Source organism: Devosia sp. CN2-171, from assembly GCF_049354815.1.
In the GTDB taxonomy this organism is placed as follows: Bacteria; Pseudomonadota; Alphaproteobacteria; order Rhizobiales; family Devosiaceae; genus Devosia_A.
The window spans coordinates 1,425,155-1,441,267 of sequence record NZ_CP186479.1 but is presented as its reverse complement, the minus strand read 5'-3'; the positions used below and the strand labels follow the sequence as shown (position 1 = coordinate 1,441,267).

General features: G+C 64.3%; 15 protein-coding genes. 6 read left to right on the top strand and 9 right to left on the bottom strand.

Annotation, left to right across the window (positions count from 1 at the left end; translation table 11 throughout):
• Positions 1-54 precede the first annotated feature (54 nt).
• From ACOYW5_RS07205 to ACOYW5_RS07185, 5 genes are all read right to left on the bottom strand, one after another.
• Positions 55-1,683: an ABC transporter ATP-binding protein gene (locus ACOYW5_RS07205; RefSeq protein WP_423068570.1), complete on the bottom strand. Its 1,629-nt coding sequence runs from the start codon at positions 1,681-1,683 to the stop codon at positions 55-57.
• Positions 1,680-2,855 carry an ABC transporter permease gene (locus ACOYW5_RS07200; RefSeq protein ID WP_423068569.1) on the bottom strand — a complete coding sequence of 392 codons (1,176 nt, stop codon included), beginning with the start codon at positions 2,853-2,855 and terminating at the stop codon, positions 1,680-1,682. The genes ACOYW5_RS07205 and ACOYW5_RS07200 overlap by 4 nt, the downstream gene beginning before the upstream one ends.
• Positions 2,855-3,964: a microcin C ABC transporter permease YejB gene (locus ACOYW5_RS07195; RefSeq protein ID WP_423068568.1), complete on the bottom strand. Its 1,110-nt coding sequence runs from the start codon at positions 3,962-3,964 to the stop codon at positions 2,855-2,857. The genes ACOYW5_RS07200 and ACOYW5_RS07195 overlap by 1 nt, the downstream gene beginning before the upstream one ends.
• A gap of 141 nt (positions 3,965-4,105) precedes the next feature.
• Complete coding sequence (locus ACOYW5_RS07190; protein ID WP_423068567.1) at positions 4,106-4,960, bottom strand: sugar phosphate isomerase/epimerase family protein; 855 nt, start codon at positions 4,958-4,960, stop codon at positions 4,106-4,108.
• Positions 4,960-5,817: an NAD-dependent epimerase/dehydratase family protein gene (locus tag ACOYW5_RS07185; protein WP_423068566.1), complete on the bottom strand. Its 858-nt coding sequence runs from the start codon at positions 5,815-5,817 to the stop codon at positions 4,960-4,962. The genes ACOYW5_RS07190 and ACOYW5_RS07185 overlap by 1 nt, the downstream gene beginning before the upstream one ends.
• Before the next feature lie 185 nt (positions 5,818-6,002).
• Between ACOYW5_RS07185 and ACOYW5_RS07180 the strand changes: the two genes are divergently transcribed.
• The 6 genes from ACOYW5_RS07180 (at position 6,003) to ACOYW5_RS07155 (ending at position 11,814) form a co-directional block, all read left to right on the top strand.
• The gene (locus tag ACOYW5_RS07180) at positions 6,003-6,446 is read left to right on the top strand and encodes a hypothetical protein (RefSeq protein WP_423068565.1); all 444 of its coding nucleotides are present in this window, start codon (positions 6,003-6,005) and stop codon (positions 6,444-6,446) included.
• Between the two features lie 180 nt (positions 6,447-6,626).
• Positions 6,627-6,968 (top strand): SH3 domain-containing protein, encoded by a 342-nt coding sequence (locus ACOYW5_RS07175; protein WP_423068564.1) that lies wholly within the window; start codon positions 6,627-6,629, stop codon positions 6,966-6,968.
• A gap of 121 nt (positions 6,969-7,089) precedes the next feature.
• Entirely contained in the window at positions 7,090-8,109 is a 1,020-nt protein-coding gene (locus tag ACOYW5_RS07170) for an asparaginase (RefSeq protein WP_423068563.1), read from the top strand.
• An 88-nt stretch (positions 8,110-8,197) separates the two neighbouring features.
• On the top strand, positions 8,198-9,667 hold the full coding sequence (locus ACOYW5_RS07165; protein WP_423068562.1) for a M81 family metallopeptidase: 1,470 nt from the start codon (positions 8,198-8,200) through the stop codon (positions 9,665-9,667).
• Positions 9,668-9,761: 94 nt separating this feature from the next.
• Positions 9,762-11,258: a helicase HerA-like domain-containing protein gene (locus ACOYW5_RS07160; protein WP_423069421.1), complete on the top strand. Its 1,497-nt coding sequence runs from the start codon at positions 9,762-9,764 to the stop codon at positions 11,256-11,258.
• Complete coding sequence (locus ACOYW5_RS07155) at positions 11,248-11,814, top strand: hypothetical protein (RefSeq protein WP_423068561.1); 567 nt, start codon at positions 11,248-11,250, stop codon at positions 11,812-11,814. The genes ACOYW5_RS07160 and ACOYW5_RS07155 overlap by 11 nt, the downstream gene beginning before the upstream one ends.
• A 177-nt stretch (positions 11,815-11,991) precedes the next feature.
• Here ACOYW5_RS07155 and ACOYW5_RS07150 read toward each other — a convergent pair whose 3' ends face one another.
• The 4 genes from ACOYW5_RS07150 to msrB form a co-directional block, all read right to left on the bottom strand.
• Positions 11,992-12,492 (bottom strand): hypothetical protein, encoded by a 501-nt coding sequence (locus ACOYW5_RS07150; protein ID WP_423068560.1) that lies wholly within the window; start codon positions 12,490-12,492, stop codon positions 11,992-11,994.
• Positions 12,493-12,624: 132 nt separating this feature from the next.
• Complete coding sequence (locus tag ACOYW5_RS07145) at positions 12,625-13,233, bottom strand: superoxide dismutase (protein ID WP_423068559.1); 609 nt, start codon at positions 13,231-13,233, stop codon at positions 12,625-12,627.
• A 102-nt stretch (positions 13,234-13,335) separates the two neighbouring features.
• Positions 13,336-15,420, bottom strand: coding sequence for a S9 family peptidase (locus tag ACOYW5_RS07140; protein ID WP_423068558.1), 2,085 nt, complete (start codon positions 15,418-15,420; stop codon positions 13,336-13,338).
• 166 nt (positions 15,421-15,586) lie between these two features.
• Positions 15,587-15,991 carry a peptide-methionine (R)-S-oxide reductase MsrB gene (msrB, locus tag ACOYW5_RS07135; RefSeq protein ID WP_423068557.1) on the bottom strand — a complete coding sequence of 135 codons (405 nt, stop codon included), beginning with the start codon at positions 15,989-15,991 and terminating at the stop codon, positions 15,587-15,589.
• Between the last annotated feature and the right edge of the window lie 122 nt (positions 15,992-16,113).

The window sequence follows — 16,113 nt, the reverse complement described above, 5'->3', positions numbered from 1 at the left end:
GGAGATGCTTGGGATGAGCTTAGGGACGATTGCGGCGGGAATCGAGTGCGCGGATCATTGCGCCTCGTCCGCGCCGTGGAGGGCCTTGACCTCGAAGGCCGCGGCCATCAGGGCGCGGGTGTAGTCGGTGCGTGGCGACGAGAAGATTTCGTTGGCGGGGCCGTGTTCGACCACCTTGCCGTTGCGCATCACCATCAGTTCGTTGGCGAGCGCGCGGACGACGCGTAGATCGTGCGAGATGAAGAGGTAGGTGAGGCCGTGCCGCCGCTGCAGGTCGCGCAGCAGGTCGACCACCTGGGCCTGGACGCTGACGTCGAGGGCGGAGGTTGGCTCGTCCAGCACGACGAATTTGGGCTCCAGCACCATGGCACGGGCGATGGCGACGCGCTGGCGCTGGCCGCCCGAGAACTCGTGCGGGTAGCGATGCCGGTCAGTCGGATCGAGCCCGACCTCGGTGAGCGCCCGCACGACGCGGTCGTCGCGCTCGGCCAGCGTGAGTTCACGTCGATGCACGCCGAGCCCCTCGGCGATGATCTCGGCAACCGACATGCGCGGGCTGAGCGAGCCGTATGGATCCTGGAAGACGATCTGCAGGTCCTTGCGCAGCGGGCGCATCGCCGACCACGACAGCTTTTCGATGTTGTTGCCGAGGTAAGCGATCTGACCTTCCGACGAGATCAGCCGGAGCAGGGCACGGCCGAGCGTGGTCTTGCCCGAACCGGATTCGCCGACGACCCCAAGGGTTTCGCCACGCCGGATGGAGAAGTAGATGTCATCCACCGCCTTGATGTGCCCGACCGTCCGTCGCAGCAACCCGCGCTTGATGGGGAACCAGACGCGTAGCTTGTCGGCGACGACGATGAGCTCGGCCGAGAGATCGGTGGAGGGTGGGTCGCCCTTGGGTTCGGCCGCCAGCAGCTTCTTCGTGTAGGGGTGCTGCGGGTTCGAGAAGATCTGCTCGGTCGGGCCGTGCTCGACGATCAGGCCCTCGGTCATCACATGGGTCACCGGCGCCATCTTCCGCACGATGCCGAGATCATGGGTGATGAACAGGATCGCCATACCGCGCTTTTTCTGCAGCGCCTGCAGCAGGGTGAGGATTTGTGCCTGCACCGTCACATCGATCGCGGTGGTTGGCTCGTCGGCGATGAGCAGCTCGGGTTCGTTGGCGAGCGCCATGGCGATCATTACCCGCTGGCGTTGGCCGCCCGATAGCTGGTGGGGATAATCGGCGAGGCGCGAGGCCGGGTTCGGGATGCCGACTTCCTCGAGCAGTTCGAGGGTGCGGGCCTTGGCGGCGGCACGGCTCATGCCGCGATGGAGGATCAGCGACTCGGTGACCTGCAGTTCGACCGTGTGCAGCGGATTGAGCGAGCTCATCGGCTCCTGGAAGATCATCGAGATCGCGTTACCGCGCACGGCGCGAATGCCGGCATCGTCGGTCGCCAGCAGGTCCTGGCCTTTGAACAGGATGCGGCCGGCTGGGTAGGTCGCAGTGGGGTGGGGCAGGAGCTTGAGGATCGACAGCGCGGTGACCGATTTGCCCGAGCCGCTCTCGCCCACGAGGGCGACGGTCTGGCCCGGCATGATGTCGAACGACACGCCGCGTACCGCATGGATGTCACGCCCGTCGGCGTGAAAGTCGATCTGCAGGTTTTCGACGCGGAGCAGGGGTTCGGTCATGTCCGCACCGCAAAAGTCTTGCGTGGATCGAAGGCGTCGCGAACCGCTTCGCCGATGAACACGAGGAGAATGAGGATCGCCGCGATCACGACAAAGCTGGTGATCGCGAGCCAGGGGGCGAACAGGTACTCCTTGCCCTGGCTCAGCAGCTCACCCAGCGACGGCGAACCGCTCGGCAGGCCAAAGCCGATGAAGTCGAGCGCGGTAAGCGTAGTGACCGAGCCGGCGACGATGAAGGGCGCGAAGGTCAGTGTCGCCACGGTGGCATTGGGCAGCAGGTGCCGCACCATCAGGGTGACGTTGGAGAGGCCGAGGGCACGCGCGGCGGCAACATATTCGAGATTGCGGGCGCGCAGGAACTCGGCGCGGACGATGCCGACCAGCGACGTCCATGAGAACAGCAGCAGGATGCCGAGCAGCACCCAGAAACTGGGAGCGATGACGCTGGAGATGATCAGCAGCAGGTAGAGCTGCGGGATGGCGCCGTAGATTTCGAGGAAGCGCTGGCCGGTGAGATCGACCCAGCCACCGAAAAAGCCCTGCACGGCTCCGACAGTGATGCCGATGGCCGAGGACAGGACGCTGAGGATCAGGCCGAACAAGACCGATATGCGGAAGCCGTAGAGCACTCGCGCCAGCACGTCGCGGCCCTGATCGTCGGTGCCGAGCCAGTGGAAATTGCCGATATTGCAGTTGGGATCGGTGACGCCGCCGGCGAACAGTCCGCAGCGCACTTCGGCACTCTGCAACCAGGAGGGAGCGGACGGCACCGGCACCGAGAGGGCCTCGTCGACGGTGCGGTAGGAGTAGCGGATCGGCGGCCAGATCATCCAGCCGTTGGCCGTTATCTCGTCGGCGATGAACGGGTCGCGATAGTTGGTTTCGGCGAAGAACCCACCGAACTTGGTCTCGGGGTAGTCGAAGATCACCGGGAACAGCAGCTCGCCCTTGTAGGAGGCGATCAGCGGCCGGTCGTTGGCGACGAATTCCGACATCGAGGTGATGATGAGGAGAACGAGGAAGATCCACAGGGACCAGACGCCGCGCTTGTTGGCCTGGAAGACCTTGAGCCGCCGCTTGTTGATGGGCGACAGAAGCGGGGCCGATCGCGGCGCATCGGCAGGAGCGAAGGCGAGGAACGGCGTGCCGAATCGCAGTGCAGCTGCGTGCATCACACCTTCCGGCTTTCGAAATCGATGCGCGGATCGATCCACATGTACATGAGGTCGGAGATGAGGCCGAGGACGAGCCCGACCAGCGAGAAGATGTAGAAGGTGGCGAAGACCACCGAATAGTCGCGGTTGATCACCGACTGGTAGCCCAGATAGCCCAGCCCATCGAGCGAGAAGACGGTCTCGATCAGCAGCGAGCCACCGAAGAAGGCGCCGACGAAGGCGGCCGGGAATCCGGCAATGACCAGCAGCATGGCGTTGCGGAACACGTGGCCGTAGAGCACGCGGTTTTCGGTCAGCCCCTTGGCGCGAGCGACCATCACATATTGCTTCCTGATCTCGTCGATAAACGAGTTCTTAATCAGCATGGTCGAGGTGGCGAAGGCGCCGAGCGCCATCGCAGTGATCGGCAGCACGATGTGCCAGAGGTAATCGAGGATCTGGCTGTACCAGGGGAGGCTGGCCCAGTTTTCCGACACCAACCCGCGCAAGGGGAATATGTCGAGGAAGTTGCCGCCTGCGAACAGGACGATCAGCAGCACACCGATGACGAAATCGGGCAGCGAGTAGCCGATGATGACTATGGTTGAAGTGGAGACGTCGAAGCGCGTCCCGTCCTTGACCGCCTTGGCGATGCCGAGCGGGATCGAGATGCCATAGCTGAGAATGGTCATCCACAGCCCCAGCGTGATCGAGACCGGCAGCTTCTGGATGATCAGGTCGATGACCGGCACGCCGCGCGAGTAGCTGTCGCCGAAATCGAAGCGCGCGTACTTCCACAGCATGGTGAAGAAGCGCTCGAGCGGCGGCTTGTCGAAGCCGAACTGCTTTTCGATGCGGGCGAGGATTTCGGGCCTGATGCCCTGTGCGCCGCGGTAGGTAGAGCTCTGGTTCTGGTCGCTCGACTTGACGACGTTCTGTCCGGCGAAATCACCCTCGGCATTTCCGATCACGCCTTCCGACACGCTGACCGACTGGCCGCTGATCTGAGCGATGTAGCTTTCGACTGGGCCGCCGGGCGCGAACTGGGTGATGAAGAAGGAGACGACCAGCATCCCGAACAGGGTCGGGATCATCAGCAGCAGGCGTCTCAGAATGTAGGCGCCCAATGGCGACTCCAGCGATCCGTGGTCAGGTCTTCGTTTTCTCGCGAGATCGAACCGGAAAAGTCTGCAACTATTCCTGATCCTGCTTGCAGCTAGCAACGCACCACTGTTGGCCGGAATGCGGCCAATCACCAAGCCTTGATCTCATGGGCGCACCGCGAATGCGATGCCGATCTCGTCGCCGACCGCGAAAATCCTGTCGCGCCCGGTGGCGTAGGCCGGGCCGTCGAGATGCTCGAGCATCAGCGGAACCTCGCGGGGCAACCGGTCCAGCTCGCCGAGGTAGGTGCGATAGTCGAGATTGCCTTCGCCAATCTGCACCTCGTCAAGATGGAGCGCTGCCTCGTCATGGAGGGTGATGTCCTTGGCGTGACACGAGACGATCCACGGCCCGAGCTTGTCGAAGCACTCGCGGATCAGCCGTCCGGTGTTGAAATAGGTGCGCGGCGTCATCACCAGGTTTACCGGGTCGATATGGGCGGCGAACATCGGGCGCGAGATCGCGTTGATGAGTTCGACATAGCTGTCGACGCTGTCGGGGATGGTTGCCTGCATCATTTCTAGCGCGAACTTGGCGCGCTTCGGTTTCACCGTGTCGATGAGGTAGCGCGCCGTCTCGACGGCAGCGTCGAACATCTCGGGGCCGAGATTGCGCGGATCGAGCCCGTAACGGGTGCCGGCGGCGAAGGAGCCGATGAAGCTGACGGCGCAGCCGGCACCGACCGCGTCGGCGATGGCGAGGCGTTCGGCGGCATAGGCGAGCTGGATCTTGCGCTCGGCCGGATCGGGGTCGATCAGGTTGCGCCAGATGCCGATCTCGGCAAGCACCACGTCCTCGGCCGCGAAGGCCTTCTCGATGTCACCGAGCCGCTGTGTGTCCGAGATCGAGACCTCGGGCACATAGGCGGCGCCATAGCCGAAGGCTCGATGGGCGCGGGCGAAGGCATAAGGGTCGTCGCTGCCAACGGGAAGGCCGTGTCCGCCGAGACGGATGGCCATCAGACGTGGTTCCGCCAGCTGTGCTGCGGGTTGTAGTCGAGCAGGCGGCGTGCCTTGTCGATGGAGAGCAGCGTGCCGTTCTGGCTGAGCTCGCGCTTGTGCGGCACGTTCGGGAACACTTCGGCCATCAGCGACATGTTCGAGCGGCTCATCACCGTGTCCTGGTTGGCGATGATGAAGGGTTCGAACCCTTTGAACTCGGCCTCGATGCCGCGACGGACCGCCTGCGCCCCGTCACGCGCATCGATATAGCCCCAGAGGTTCCATTTGCGTAGCTTGGGATCGGCGTCGAAGCTCGGGAAGGCCTTGTAGTCCTCGACATCCATGACGTTCGAGAAGCGCAGCCCGACGATCTTCAGCTCCGGGTCCCAGCGGCAATATTGCGCCGCCATGGTCTCGTCGAGGAGCTTCCCAAGCGAATAGGCAGTCTCGGGACGTGGGAAGTACTCCTCGTCGACCGGAACGTAGGGCGGGGGATTTTCGAACGGCAGGCCGAGCACGGTCTCGCTCGAGGCAAAGACGACGTTCTTGATGCCGGCGAGGCGGCAGGCCTCGAAGACGTTGTACGTGGTCGGTACGTTGTTGGCGACCGTGCGGCTGTTGGCGAAGAGGCCGGGGGCCGGGATGGCGGCGAGGTGGACGACGGCGTCGAACGGCCCCTTCTTTTCATCGATGCCGCCGAGGATCGCAGCGGCGACCTGGCCGAAATCGGTCAGGTCGATTCTGACGCTCGGGCAGATCGGATCACGCGGCAGCACCTGGTCGACATTGAGGACCGAATAGCCGTTGGCGACCAGGTCCTTCAGCACCGCCCTGCCGAGTTTGCCGCTGCCGCCCGTGACCAGAACCTTTGCCATTGCTGTCTCCTCAAGACTGATTTGCCTGAGCCTAGCATGGCTTGGCCCCATTCTGTCACGAGGGTGAACGAACCCGTCAGAGGCGGTTCAAGGCGATGGGCATATCCCGGTTTTCAGCGTCAGGGAGCTGAGGGCTCCCGTCAAAACCATAGGGCGCCCCGCGCCCCCGATATCAGGAGACTGAAATGAACAAGTTCGCATTGGCCGCACTTGCGGTCACCACCATCGCCGCTACCGTCGTCGTCCCCGCGTTCGCCCAGAGCCAGTGTCGCATTCGCTGCGGCTATGACGCCAATGTCGACAATTGCGGCGACCAGCTCGGCTACATGAAGCGCGTCTATCCCGAGCAGGTTCAGGGCGTGGACGACAGCTATCGCGTCTGGGTGACCGAGTTCTGCCAGGGGTCAGAGCTCCTGAGCTCGAACGGCAATGCCGCCTACCTGCGCCCCACCATCGCCCAGAACGACGTGCTCGTTGCTGTGCTCGGCGACAAGGGCTTCTTCCCCGAAGACGTCATCGCGGTTCGCATGATGGGCGACGACACGATCAACCTCTATGTCCACACTGGCTCAGACAGCACCGCCAGCCTGGTGTCGGGCGGTGGCGGCCCAGTGGCTATGGCGAAGTAACCACCCTAGTGTGTCTCTCACAAGGGCGGGAACCGCGGTTCCCGCCCTTGCGCATTCCGGTCACACCGTCGCCGCGGCGATGAATGCTTTCTGAATGGCGGGCTCAGAGGGGGTTCAATCGGGTAGCGGCATATTGGGGACAACAGATCGAGACACCCGGCCCCGAAAGGACGCCAAGCCATGAACAAGACACAGGAAAAGCTGCTGGTTGCGACCCTCGCGGGCCTGATCATCGCCAGCGCCGCCGCCTTCGCCGTCCAGCCCGCTTTCGCCGCCGGCTACGATGTCGAAAGCCCGGCCCATATCGTCGGCGTCAAGCAGTGGGACGTGCTGAACGCCCGCAAATGGCCGGCCTCGTATTCCCAGAAAGTCGGGGCCTTCGAGCCCAAGACCTCCGTTTGGGTGGAGCGCTGCATCGTCTCCCCCCAAGGCGGCTCCGACTGGTGCCTGGTCGAACAGCAGGACACCAAGGGCTGGGTGAACGCCAAGTTCCTCAAGATGGCCTACGACTGGGACATCTGAGTCTCTCTTTCTACCGACGACCCATGCAAACGTGCCTTTGACTGACCTCCGATAGATTGACTTGCCGGCCCGGACGCGTTCCCTAGGGAACCTCCGGGCCCTTTTTCTTTCCGAGACAGTCGTGATCACCGCTTTGGACGCCAACCCCATCCTCATCGAACAGACGCGCGGCACTTACGTGGAGAACCGCCATCGCGGCGCGTTCGTGATCGCGGATGCCGAGGGCAACATCATCGCTTCGGCTGGCGACATCGCGCGACCGGTGTTTCCGCGCTCGGCGATCAAGTCAATCCAGGCGCTGGCCATGGTGACCTCGGGCGCCATCGAGCGGTTCGATCTCACCGACGAGGAATTGGCGCTCGCCTGCGCCTCGCATCACGGCGAGGACGTGCACGTGCTGGGCGTTACCAGCTTTCTCGGTCATGTCGGGCTTAGCGCCACCGACCTAGAGTGCGGGGCGCACCAGCCGACCAACGCCCGGGCCCGCGAGGCCCTGCGTCGCGCCGGCGAGGAGCCGACGGCGCTGCACAACAATTGCTCGGGCAAGCACTCGGGGATGCTGAGCGTGGCGCGGGCGCTGGGTGTCGATACGCACGACTACGCCACGCGCAATCATCCGGTGCAGGTCGCGGTGCGTCGCGCCATCGAAAGGGTGGTTGGCGGACAACTGAGTGAAGATCGCTGTGGCACGGACGGGTGCTCGATGCCGACCTGGGCCGCGCCGCTCTCGGGCTTCGCGCAGGGCTTCGCCCGCATGGCGACGGGAGAGGGGTTGCCGGACGATCTGGCGCGTGCCGCGCACCGCATCTTCGACGCAGCGACCAGCCACCCGCTGCTCGTGGCCGGCACGGGGCATCTCGATACCTTGGTGATGGAAGCGTTCGGTGGGCGCGTCATGCAGAAGGGCGGCGCCGAAGGCGTGCAGTGCGGCGCCATCCGCGACAAGGGCTGGGGCTACGCGCTGAAGATCGACGACGGCAACATGCTGGCAAGCCAGACGCTGGTTGCCAACCTGCTGCTGCAGTTTGCCGATCCGGACGAGACACAACGCGCCGTGCTGGAGAAGTTCGCGCGGCAGACGATCAAGAATGTGCGCGGTCTCGATGTGGGCGAGATGCGGGCCGCGGCGCCTCTGGCCTGATCCTTTCGTTCCTTGTGGTGGAACATCGCGGCGTTGACCGCGCGAGGGGCGATTCCTACGCTCCGCTCCTCACAAGAGGGAGCCACACATGCGCCTGTTCATCGCCACCCTGGGGACCGAGACGAATACCTTCGCCTCGTTTCCCACAGGGATCGACGACTTCAAGGCCTGCATGTGGAACGAGGGCTCGGTGGAAACACTGCCGACCTCGCCCTGGTCGGCGCCTGGGCAGATCTGGTTGAAGCGCGGCCGAGAGCTGGGCTGGGAGGTGGTGCAGAGCCTCTTCGCCTTCGCCAACCCGGCCGGTCCGACGGTTAAGGGCGACTACGAGGCCATGCGGGCGCGCATTCTCGGCGATCTCGCCGCCGCGGGCCCGGTGGATGCGGTGCTGCTATACCTCCACGGTGCCATGGTTGCCGACGGTTATGATGACTGCGAGGGCGATCTGGTCTCGCGCATGCGTGCCCAGGTGGGCAATCGAACCAGGATCGGCATCGAGCTCGACCTTCACGGCCATATCGACAACACCATCGTCGACGCAGCCGACCTCATCGTCATCTACAAGACCTATCCGCATATCGACCACGCCGAGCGCGCCGAGGATCTGTTCGACCTGATGGTCCGGACGCTCAAGGGCGAAATCGAGCCGAAGATGGCGTTGTTCGACTGCAAGTCGATGGGCCTGTTCCCGACCACCATGGAAGGGCCGATGATCGAGTTTTCGGCCGCGATCATCGAGGGCGAGGGGAAGGACGGCGTGCTGTCGCTGTCGCTGAACCACGGTTTCCCCTGGGCCGACGTGCCGCTCGCCGGCGCGAAGATGCTGGCCATTGCCGATGGTGACGTGAAGATCGCCGAGGCAGCGGCCGAAAAGTACGGCAAGTGGTTCTATCGCTTCCGGCGCGAGGCGACGCTGCCCTTCACCTCGTTCGAGGAGGCTATTGCCGAGGCGAAGATCAAGGGCGACAGGCCGCTGCTGATCGCCGATACCGCCGACCAGATCGGCTCGGGCGCCCCGGGTGATACGACCTATGTGCTGAAGGCCTTCATCGACAACGGCATCCGCAATGCTGTGGTGGCGCCACTGTGGGATCCGCTGGCCGTGGGCATCTGCTTCCAGGTCGGAGTCGGGGCGAAACTGCGGCTGCGCATCGGCGGCAAGTTCGAGCCCTACTCAGGGCCGCCGCTCGACGCGGAGGCGGAGGTGCTGTTCCTCAAGCGCAACGCCTACCAGGACCACCTGCCGGGCGAGCGCATCGATATCGGCGATGTCGCAGTGGTGCGGGTCGAGGGCATCGAAGTGATGCTGACGACGCTGCGCACCAACCTCTTCTCGCTCAGCCTGTTCTCGCTGCACGGCATCACGTTCGACGACAAGCAGGTCGTCTCGATCAAGAACCTCTACAAGCACAAGGACCTGTTCGTGACGAACACGCGGAAGCAGTTGTTCGTGGCGACACCAGGGACCAGCAACCCCGACTGGAGCCAGTTGCCATTCAAACGCCTGGCGCGCCCGATGTGGCCGCTGGATGAGGATCCGCTGGGGTTGGAGGGGTAGCGCCACAACGCCAGCTACCGCTTTCATTTGGCACCCCATGCCCGCCTCGCTATAGAGTTGGCCTCAAAGGCGAACCCGAATCCAGCGAGGCGTGATGCTCCTTCCCGACAAGATTTATCTCGGCAACAGCACGCGCCCGGAATATCTCGCGCTTAAGTTCGGCAACCGGCATGGCCTGGTGACGGGTGCGACCGGTACCGGAAAGACCGTGACGCTGCAGTCGATTGCCGAGGGGTTCTCGGCGGCGGGCGTGCCGGTGTTTGCTGCCGACATCAAGGGTGACCTCTCTGGCATCGCCGCCATGGGCAAGATGCTGGATTGGCAGACCAAGCGGGCGACGGAGATCGGCTTCACCGACTACGCCGCGAGCAAGTCCCCGACCATCTTCTGGGATCTGTTCGGCAAGCAGGGCCATCCGATCCGCACCACGATCTCGGAGATGGGGCCGCTGCTCCTGAGCCGTATCCTCGATCTCAACGACACCCAGGAGGGCGTGCTCAACATCGCCTTCAAGTATGCCGACGACAACGGGCTACTGATCCTCGATCTGAAGGACCTGCGCGCACTGCTAGTCGAGATCGCCGGAAATTCGCAAGCGATTTCAACGCAGTATGGCAATGTCGCGACCGCGACCGTCGGCGCCGTGCAGCGGCAGTTGCTCGTGCTCGAGCAGCAGGGCGGGGACAAGTTCTTCGGCGAGAAGGCGCTCGATATCAAGGACTTCATGCGCACCACCTATGACGGCAAGGGCTTCGTCTCGGTCCTCGCCGCCGACGAGCTGATGCGGGCGCCGCGGCTCTACGCGACGTTCCTGCTCTGGCTGCTGTCGGAGCTGTTCGAGGTGCTGCCCGAAGTGGGCGATCCGGACAAGCCCAGGCTCGTGTTCTTCTTCGACGAAGCGCACCTCTTGTTCGATGATGCGCCCAAGGCGCTGGTCGACAAAGTCGAGCAGGTGGTGAAGCTGGTGCGCTCGAAGGGCGTCGGCGTCTATTTCGTGACGCAGAACCCGGTGGACATTCCCGACGCCGTACTGGCGCAGCTGTCGAACCGCGTGCAGCACGCTTTGCGCGCCTACACGCCCAAGGAGCAGAAGGCGGTGCGGATGGCGGCCAAGTCGTTCCGACCCAACCCCGACTTCTCGACCGAGGAAGTGATCACCCAGCTCGGCATCGGCGAGGCGTTAGTCTCAGTGCTGGAGGAGAAGGGTGTGCCCTCGATCGTGGGGCGTACGTTGATCCGCCCGCCATCGGGACAGGTGGGTCCGCTGACGCCCGAGGAGCGGCAGGCGGTCATCGCCAGCTCGCCAGTCACAGGTATGTATGACGAGATGGTCGATCGAGAGTCGGCCTACGAAGTGCTGACCAAGAAGTCCGAAGAGCGCCAGGCGGCGCAGGCGGCAGAGGACCAGGCGGCAGCTCAGGCGAAGGAAGCCGCGGCGCGCGAGAAGGCCGAGCGGGCGGCACTGCCGAGGCGCTCGACAAGGCAGACGCCGGTAGAGGCGGCGATCAACTCGTTCAGCCGCACTATGGCGTCGAGCCTTGGGCGGGCGCTGGTGCGCGGCATTCTCGGCGGGCTGACCCGTGGCCGGTAACGTCGTCTCCGCGCATCCCGCCCTCGCGGTGTTCGCCTCGGACAAGGGGCCGGGCGACGCCGAGCGGGCGCCAATCATGACCCAGGCGGGCACGATCCTCGCGCGGCATGGAGCGCGGCTGATCTGCCTTGCCGACGAAACGCTGGACGCCATCCCGCTGATCACGAGCGCCAGGGCGGCGGGCGGTGAGGTGCTGATCGTTGCCGATGCCGATTTCGTGGCGCCACCGGCGCTGAGCGACGTGCCGGTCGAGCGGATCGATGATCCCGAGGCGCGCATCCGCCGGGTGGGTGAACTGGCGCAGGTGTTCGTCGGGCTCCCCGGCTCGCTGGCTTCGGCGGCGGCGCTTTACCGGACCTGGGTACGCGCCGGGGCCGGTGCCAGCAACAAGCCGGTGGTGCTGCTCAACCATCACCGCGCGTTCGAGGCGATGCGCGGCATGGCGACGGACGTGCTGAGCCATTCGACCAGCCATGCGGATCGGGTCGTGGTGTTCACCGACAATGTCGATGATCTCTGGAACAAGGTGAGCTGGGCGCTGAGTGTGGCGGCCTGATCTGCCTGCCCGGTTTGACCCACCCACTGTTGTCATTCCCGCGAAAGCGGGAACCTAGTGGGATGCCGCCAAGCCCGTGCCTCCTGAGAGGTCGCACCGGGTCCCCGGTTTCGCGGGGATGACGCCGGTGGTTTGGGTAGAGTTCGTGGAGTGGCTATACGGGCCCTACGAGCAACCTCAGTGCTGCGGCAGAGGCCGCTCGCGCGTCCAGAGCGGGATCACGTTGCCATATTGCGCGAAGTCGGGGCGGCGTAGGGTGCTCGTGCGGAGCGGGCGCGGCAGGGCGGCGGCGCGCCGGGCGAGGCGGGACTGGACGCGCTCGACGAGGTACTTCGGCGACATCGGCTTGACGATGACTTCGTCGATGCCCGAGGCGATACAGAGGTCCTTGGTCTCGGGCGAGACTTCGCTGGCAAGCGCGATCACCTGATACTCGCGATTGACGATCGCCTCATCGGCCCGGAGGTCGCGTGTCACCCGGTCGGCGCGCGCATTGGCGCTGTCGAAATCGGTGACGACGACATCGACCGGGGCGAGGTGCATGTAGGTGACGAGGGCGAGTTCCGACTCAAAGGGCCGCACGCGATAGCTGGGCACCGAAGCGAGCACCATGCTGAGGATCGAGCTTAGCGCCGGATTGGCGACAAGGACGGCTATGGTGCGGGACGGCTCGGCCACGGTGTTTCCCCGGCGCTATGGTTAACCAATCGTTACCATTGTGTGACACCGCGGGGAAGCGGGTTTGGCAGGGTGCGCCGCACAAAAGAAAAGGCCCGCCGGAGCGGGCCTTTGAACTCGATGCACGGAAGCTTATTTCGCTTCGTCGAACAGGAACTCTACGTGTTCCCAGTTCACGAGATTGTCGAACCACGCCTCGAGGTACTTCGGACGCGCGTTGCGGTAGTCGATGTAATAGGAGTGCTCCCAGACGTCGACGCCGAGCAGCGGCTTGGCGTTGCCGTGGACCAGCGGCGACTCGCCATTGGCGGTCTTGGTGACCTGGAGCTTGCCGTCCTTCAGAGACAGCCATGCCCAGCCCGAACCGAACTGGGTGGTGCCGGCCGCGATGAAATCGGCGCGGAACTTGTCGAAACCGCCGAGATCGGAATCGATCGCTTTAAGCAGAGCTGCCGGGACCTTGGTGGCACCGCCGCCGCCATTGGGCTTCATCCAGTTCCAAAAATGCACGTGGTTGTAGTGCTGGCCGAGATTGTTGAAGAGCCCCGGATCCTTGCCGAACACTTCCTTGACCTGATCCTCGAGCGCGAGAACCTCAAGGCCTTTGCCCTCGGCCAGCTTGGTGGCGTTGGTGACATAGGCCTGGTGGTGCTTGTCGTGGTGGAACTCGAGCGTTTCCTTGCTCATGTACGGGCCAAGCGCATCATAGGCGTAGGGCAGGGGGGGAAGTTCGTATGCCATTCTGGATGCCTCCTTGAAGGACGGGTCTTAGGATGTGGGCCGCTGGGCTGCGTTCGATATAGGCCCTTTGGCTTTCCTCAACAATTCCCGCTTTTGGTGGATTTATGCCAATCCCACGCATGACAGCGCAAAGGCGTAGCTCAGCGCGGTCTCCTTGAGCTGGTCGAAGCGGCCCGACGCGCCGGCATGGCCGGCGTCCATATGGGTCTTGAGGTACAACGGATTTGTGTCGGTCTTGGTGACGCGGAGCTTGGCCACCCACTTGGCCGGTTCCCAGTAGGTGACGCGCGGATCGGTGAGGCCGGCAAGCGCGAAGATTGGCGGATAGTCGATCGCCGCGACCCGCTCGTAGGGCGCATAGCCGGCGATGCGGTCGTACGCGGCCTTGTCGGTGATCGGGTTGCCCCACTCCGGCCATTCGGGCGGGGTGAGCGGCAGGGTTTCGTCGAGCATGGTGTTGAGGACGTCGACGAACGGCACCTCGGCGATGACACCGGCCCAGAGGTCGGGGCGCATGTTGGTGACGGCGCCCATCAAGAGGCCACCGGCGGAGCCGCCTTCGGCAACGATGCGCTGCTTCGAAGTGTAGCCGAGCTCGATCAGCGTTTCGGCGGCGGCGATGAAGTCGGTGAAGGTGTTCGCCTTGTGCTCGCGACGGCCGTTCTTGTACCAGGCGTAGCCCTTGTCCATGCCGCCGCGGATATGTGCAGTGGCGTAGACGAAACCGCGATCGACGAGGCTGAGCTTCGACACCGAGAAACCGGCGGGCATGGCCATGCCATAGGCGCCGTAACCGTAGAGCAGGGCCGGGGCGGAGCCGTCGAGCTTAAGGCCCTTACGGTAAAGTAGCGTGACCGGCACGCGCTCGCCATCCTTGGCGGTGGCGAAGATGCGCTTGGTCTCGTAGTCGGCCGGGATGTGGCCGGAAGGGACTTCCTGCTCCTTGAGCAGGGTACGCTCGCGCGTGACGAGATCGAGATCGTAGGTGCGCGAGGGCGTGGTCGGCGAGGAATAGGTGAAGCGGATGGTCTTCGTGTCGAACTCGTAGCCGGCGGACATGCCGAGCGCATAGGCCTCCTCGTCGAATTTCACCGTCCACTCGTCGCCATCGTCGAGGTTGCGCACGACGATGCGCGGCAGGCCCTCGAAGCGCTCGAGGCGGACGAGGTGGTGCCGCAACAGGATGATGTCGAGGATGAGCACGCCCGGCCGATGCGGGACGAGATCGATCCAGTTCTCGGCGGCGGGACTATCAGCAGCCACGGTGACGATCTTGAAGTCCTCGGCGCCGTCGGCGTTGGTGAGGATGTAGAAGGTGCCGTCGCGATCCTCGAGGTCGTATTCGCGATCGGTGACGCGGGGGGCGACGAGGCGCGGGGCGCCACCCTTTTCTGCGTCTATCAGCCAGAATTCGGAGGTCTGGTGGTCGTGGGCGTCGATGACGATGTACTTGCGGTTCAGCGTTTCATCGACGCCAACGAAGAAGCCCGGATCCTTCTCCTCGAAGACGATCTCGTCCTCCGCCTGCGGCGTGCCGAGCTGATGGCGGCGCACCCGGAACGGGCGGTGGTTGTCGTCGTATTCGGAATAGTAGATGGCGCTGGAATCGGCGGACCAGACGCCGCCGCCGGCGATGTCCTCGATGAGTTCGCCAGTATCCTTGCCGGTCTCGAGGTCGCGGATGTGGAGCGTGTAGAACTCGCTGCCGGCGCGGTCGGCGCTCCAGGCGAGCCAGCGATGCGATGGGTCGTGATCGCCGCCGCCGAAGCCGAAATAGTCGTCCCCCGCCACGATGTTGCAATCGAGCAGGATCTGCTCGGCGCCACCGTCGCGCGGCGTGCGGATGAGGATCGGGTATTGCTTCCCCTCTTCCATGCGCGAGTTGTAGGCCCAGGGGCCATCGGGCGAGGCGATACCACTGTCGTCCTCTTTGATGCGGCCCTTGATCTCCTGGAAGATCTTCTCGCGCAGCGCCGCGTGCGGCTCCTCGAAGGCTTCGGCGAAATAGGCGTTCTCTGCCTCGATATAGGCGCGGATGTCGGCCGGGAGCGTCTCGGGCTCCTGCATCACCTGCTGCCAGTTATCGGCGCGCAGCCAGTGGTACGGGTCCTGGCGGGTGATGCCGTGATCGGTCGCGGCATGTTGGCGCCGCTCGGCGAGGGGAGGCGTGAGGGAGGGCTTGGTCATGTCGGGGTTCTAGCGGAGGGGTGTGGGGAAGTCATGCAGGGTGATCCTCCCCTGCGGAACGGGGGAGGGGGACCAGCCAAGCTGGTGGAGGGGGCGAGACTGGATTCGGTGCCTGTGGCCGCCCCTTCCACCGCCTACGGCGGTTCCCCTCCCCCGTGAACGGGGACTAAGAGGCCTTCGGCTCGAACTTGAGGCTGGTGCCGTTCATGCAGAAGCGGTTGCCGGTCGGGTTGGGACCGTCCGGGAAGATGTGGCCGAGATGGGCGCCGCAATTGGCGCAGTGAGCCTCGACGCGCACCATGCCATGCGTGCGGTCGATGGTCTGGCCAACCGAGCCCTTGATGGCATCGAAGAAGCTGGGCCAGCCCGAGCCCGACTCGTACTTGGTGTCGGCGGTGAAGAGCTCCGCACCGCAGGCGGCGCAGTGATAGACGCCATCCCGCTTCTCGGTATTGTAGATGTGCGACCACGGACGCTCGGTCGCGTGCTCGCGGGCAACGCGGAACAGCTCGGGGCTGAGCTCGGCGCGCCACTCGTCGTCGGTCTTTTGAACCTTGAAGGTCTCGCTCATGAGGGAATCTCCGTTATGCGCCAAGATATGGCGATTGACGGCGATGTTCGCAAATCCTGCAGCGCTCACAAAGCTGTGGTGCGCAGAGGCGCAACCACCGGTTTGACTTGCGGGGTGGGGCC

What these genes read in the sequence shown, in the direction of transcription:
- ACOYW5_RS07205 (WP_423068570.1), bottom strand. Translation starts at nt 1,683, where the DNA reads ATGACCGAACCCCTGCTCCGCGTCGAAAACCTGCAGATCGACTTTCAC.
- ACOYW5_RS07200 (WP_423068569.1), bottom strand. Translation starts at nt 2,855, where the DNA reads ATGCACGCAGCTGCACTGCGATTCGGCACGCCGTTCCTCGCCTTCGCT.
- ACOYW5_RS07190 (WP_423068567.1), bottom strand. Translation starts at nt 4,960, where the DNA reads ATGGCCATCCGTCTCGGCGGACACGGCCTTCCCGTTGGCAGCGACGAC.
- ACOYW5_RS07185 (WP_423068566.1), bottom strand. Translation starts at nt 5,817, where the DNA reads ATGGCAAAGGTTCTGGTCACGGGCGGCAGCGGCAAACTCGGCAGGGCG.
- ACOYW5_RS07180 (WP_423068565.1), top strand. Translation starts at nt 6,003, where the DNA reads ATGAACAAGTTCGCATTGGCCGCACTTGCGGTCACCACCATCGCCGCT.
- ACOYW5_RS07175 (WP_423068564.1), top strand. Translation starts at nt 6,627, where the DNA reads ATGAACAAGACACAGGAAAAGCTGCTGGTTGCGACCCTCGCGGGCCTG.
- ACOYW5_RS07165 (WP_423068562.1), top strand. Translation starts at nt 8,198, where the DNA reads ATGCGCCTGTTCATCGCCACCCTGGGGACCGAGACGAATACCTTCGCC.
- ACOYW5_RS07160 (WP_423069421.1), top strand. Translation starts at nt 9,762, where the DNA reads ATGCTCCTTCCCGACAAGATTTATCTCGGCAACAGCACGCGCCCGGAA.
- ACOYW5_RS07145 (WP_423068559.1), bottom strand. Translation starts at nt 13,233, where the DNA reads ATGGCATACGAACTTCCCCCCCTGCCCTACGCCTATGATGCGCTTGGC.
- ACOYW5_RS07140 (WP_423068558.1), bottom strand. Translation starts at nt 15,420, where the DNA reads ATGACCAAGCCCTCCCTCACGCCTCCCCTCGCCGAGCGGCGCCAACAT.
- msrB (WP_423068557.1), bottom strand. Translation starts at nt 15,991, where the DNA reads ATGAGCGAGACCTTCAAGGTTCAAAAGACCGACGACGAGTGGCGCGCC.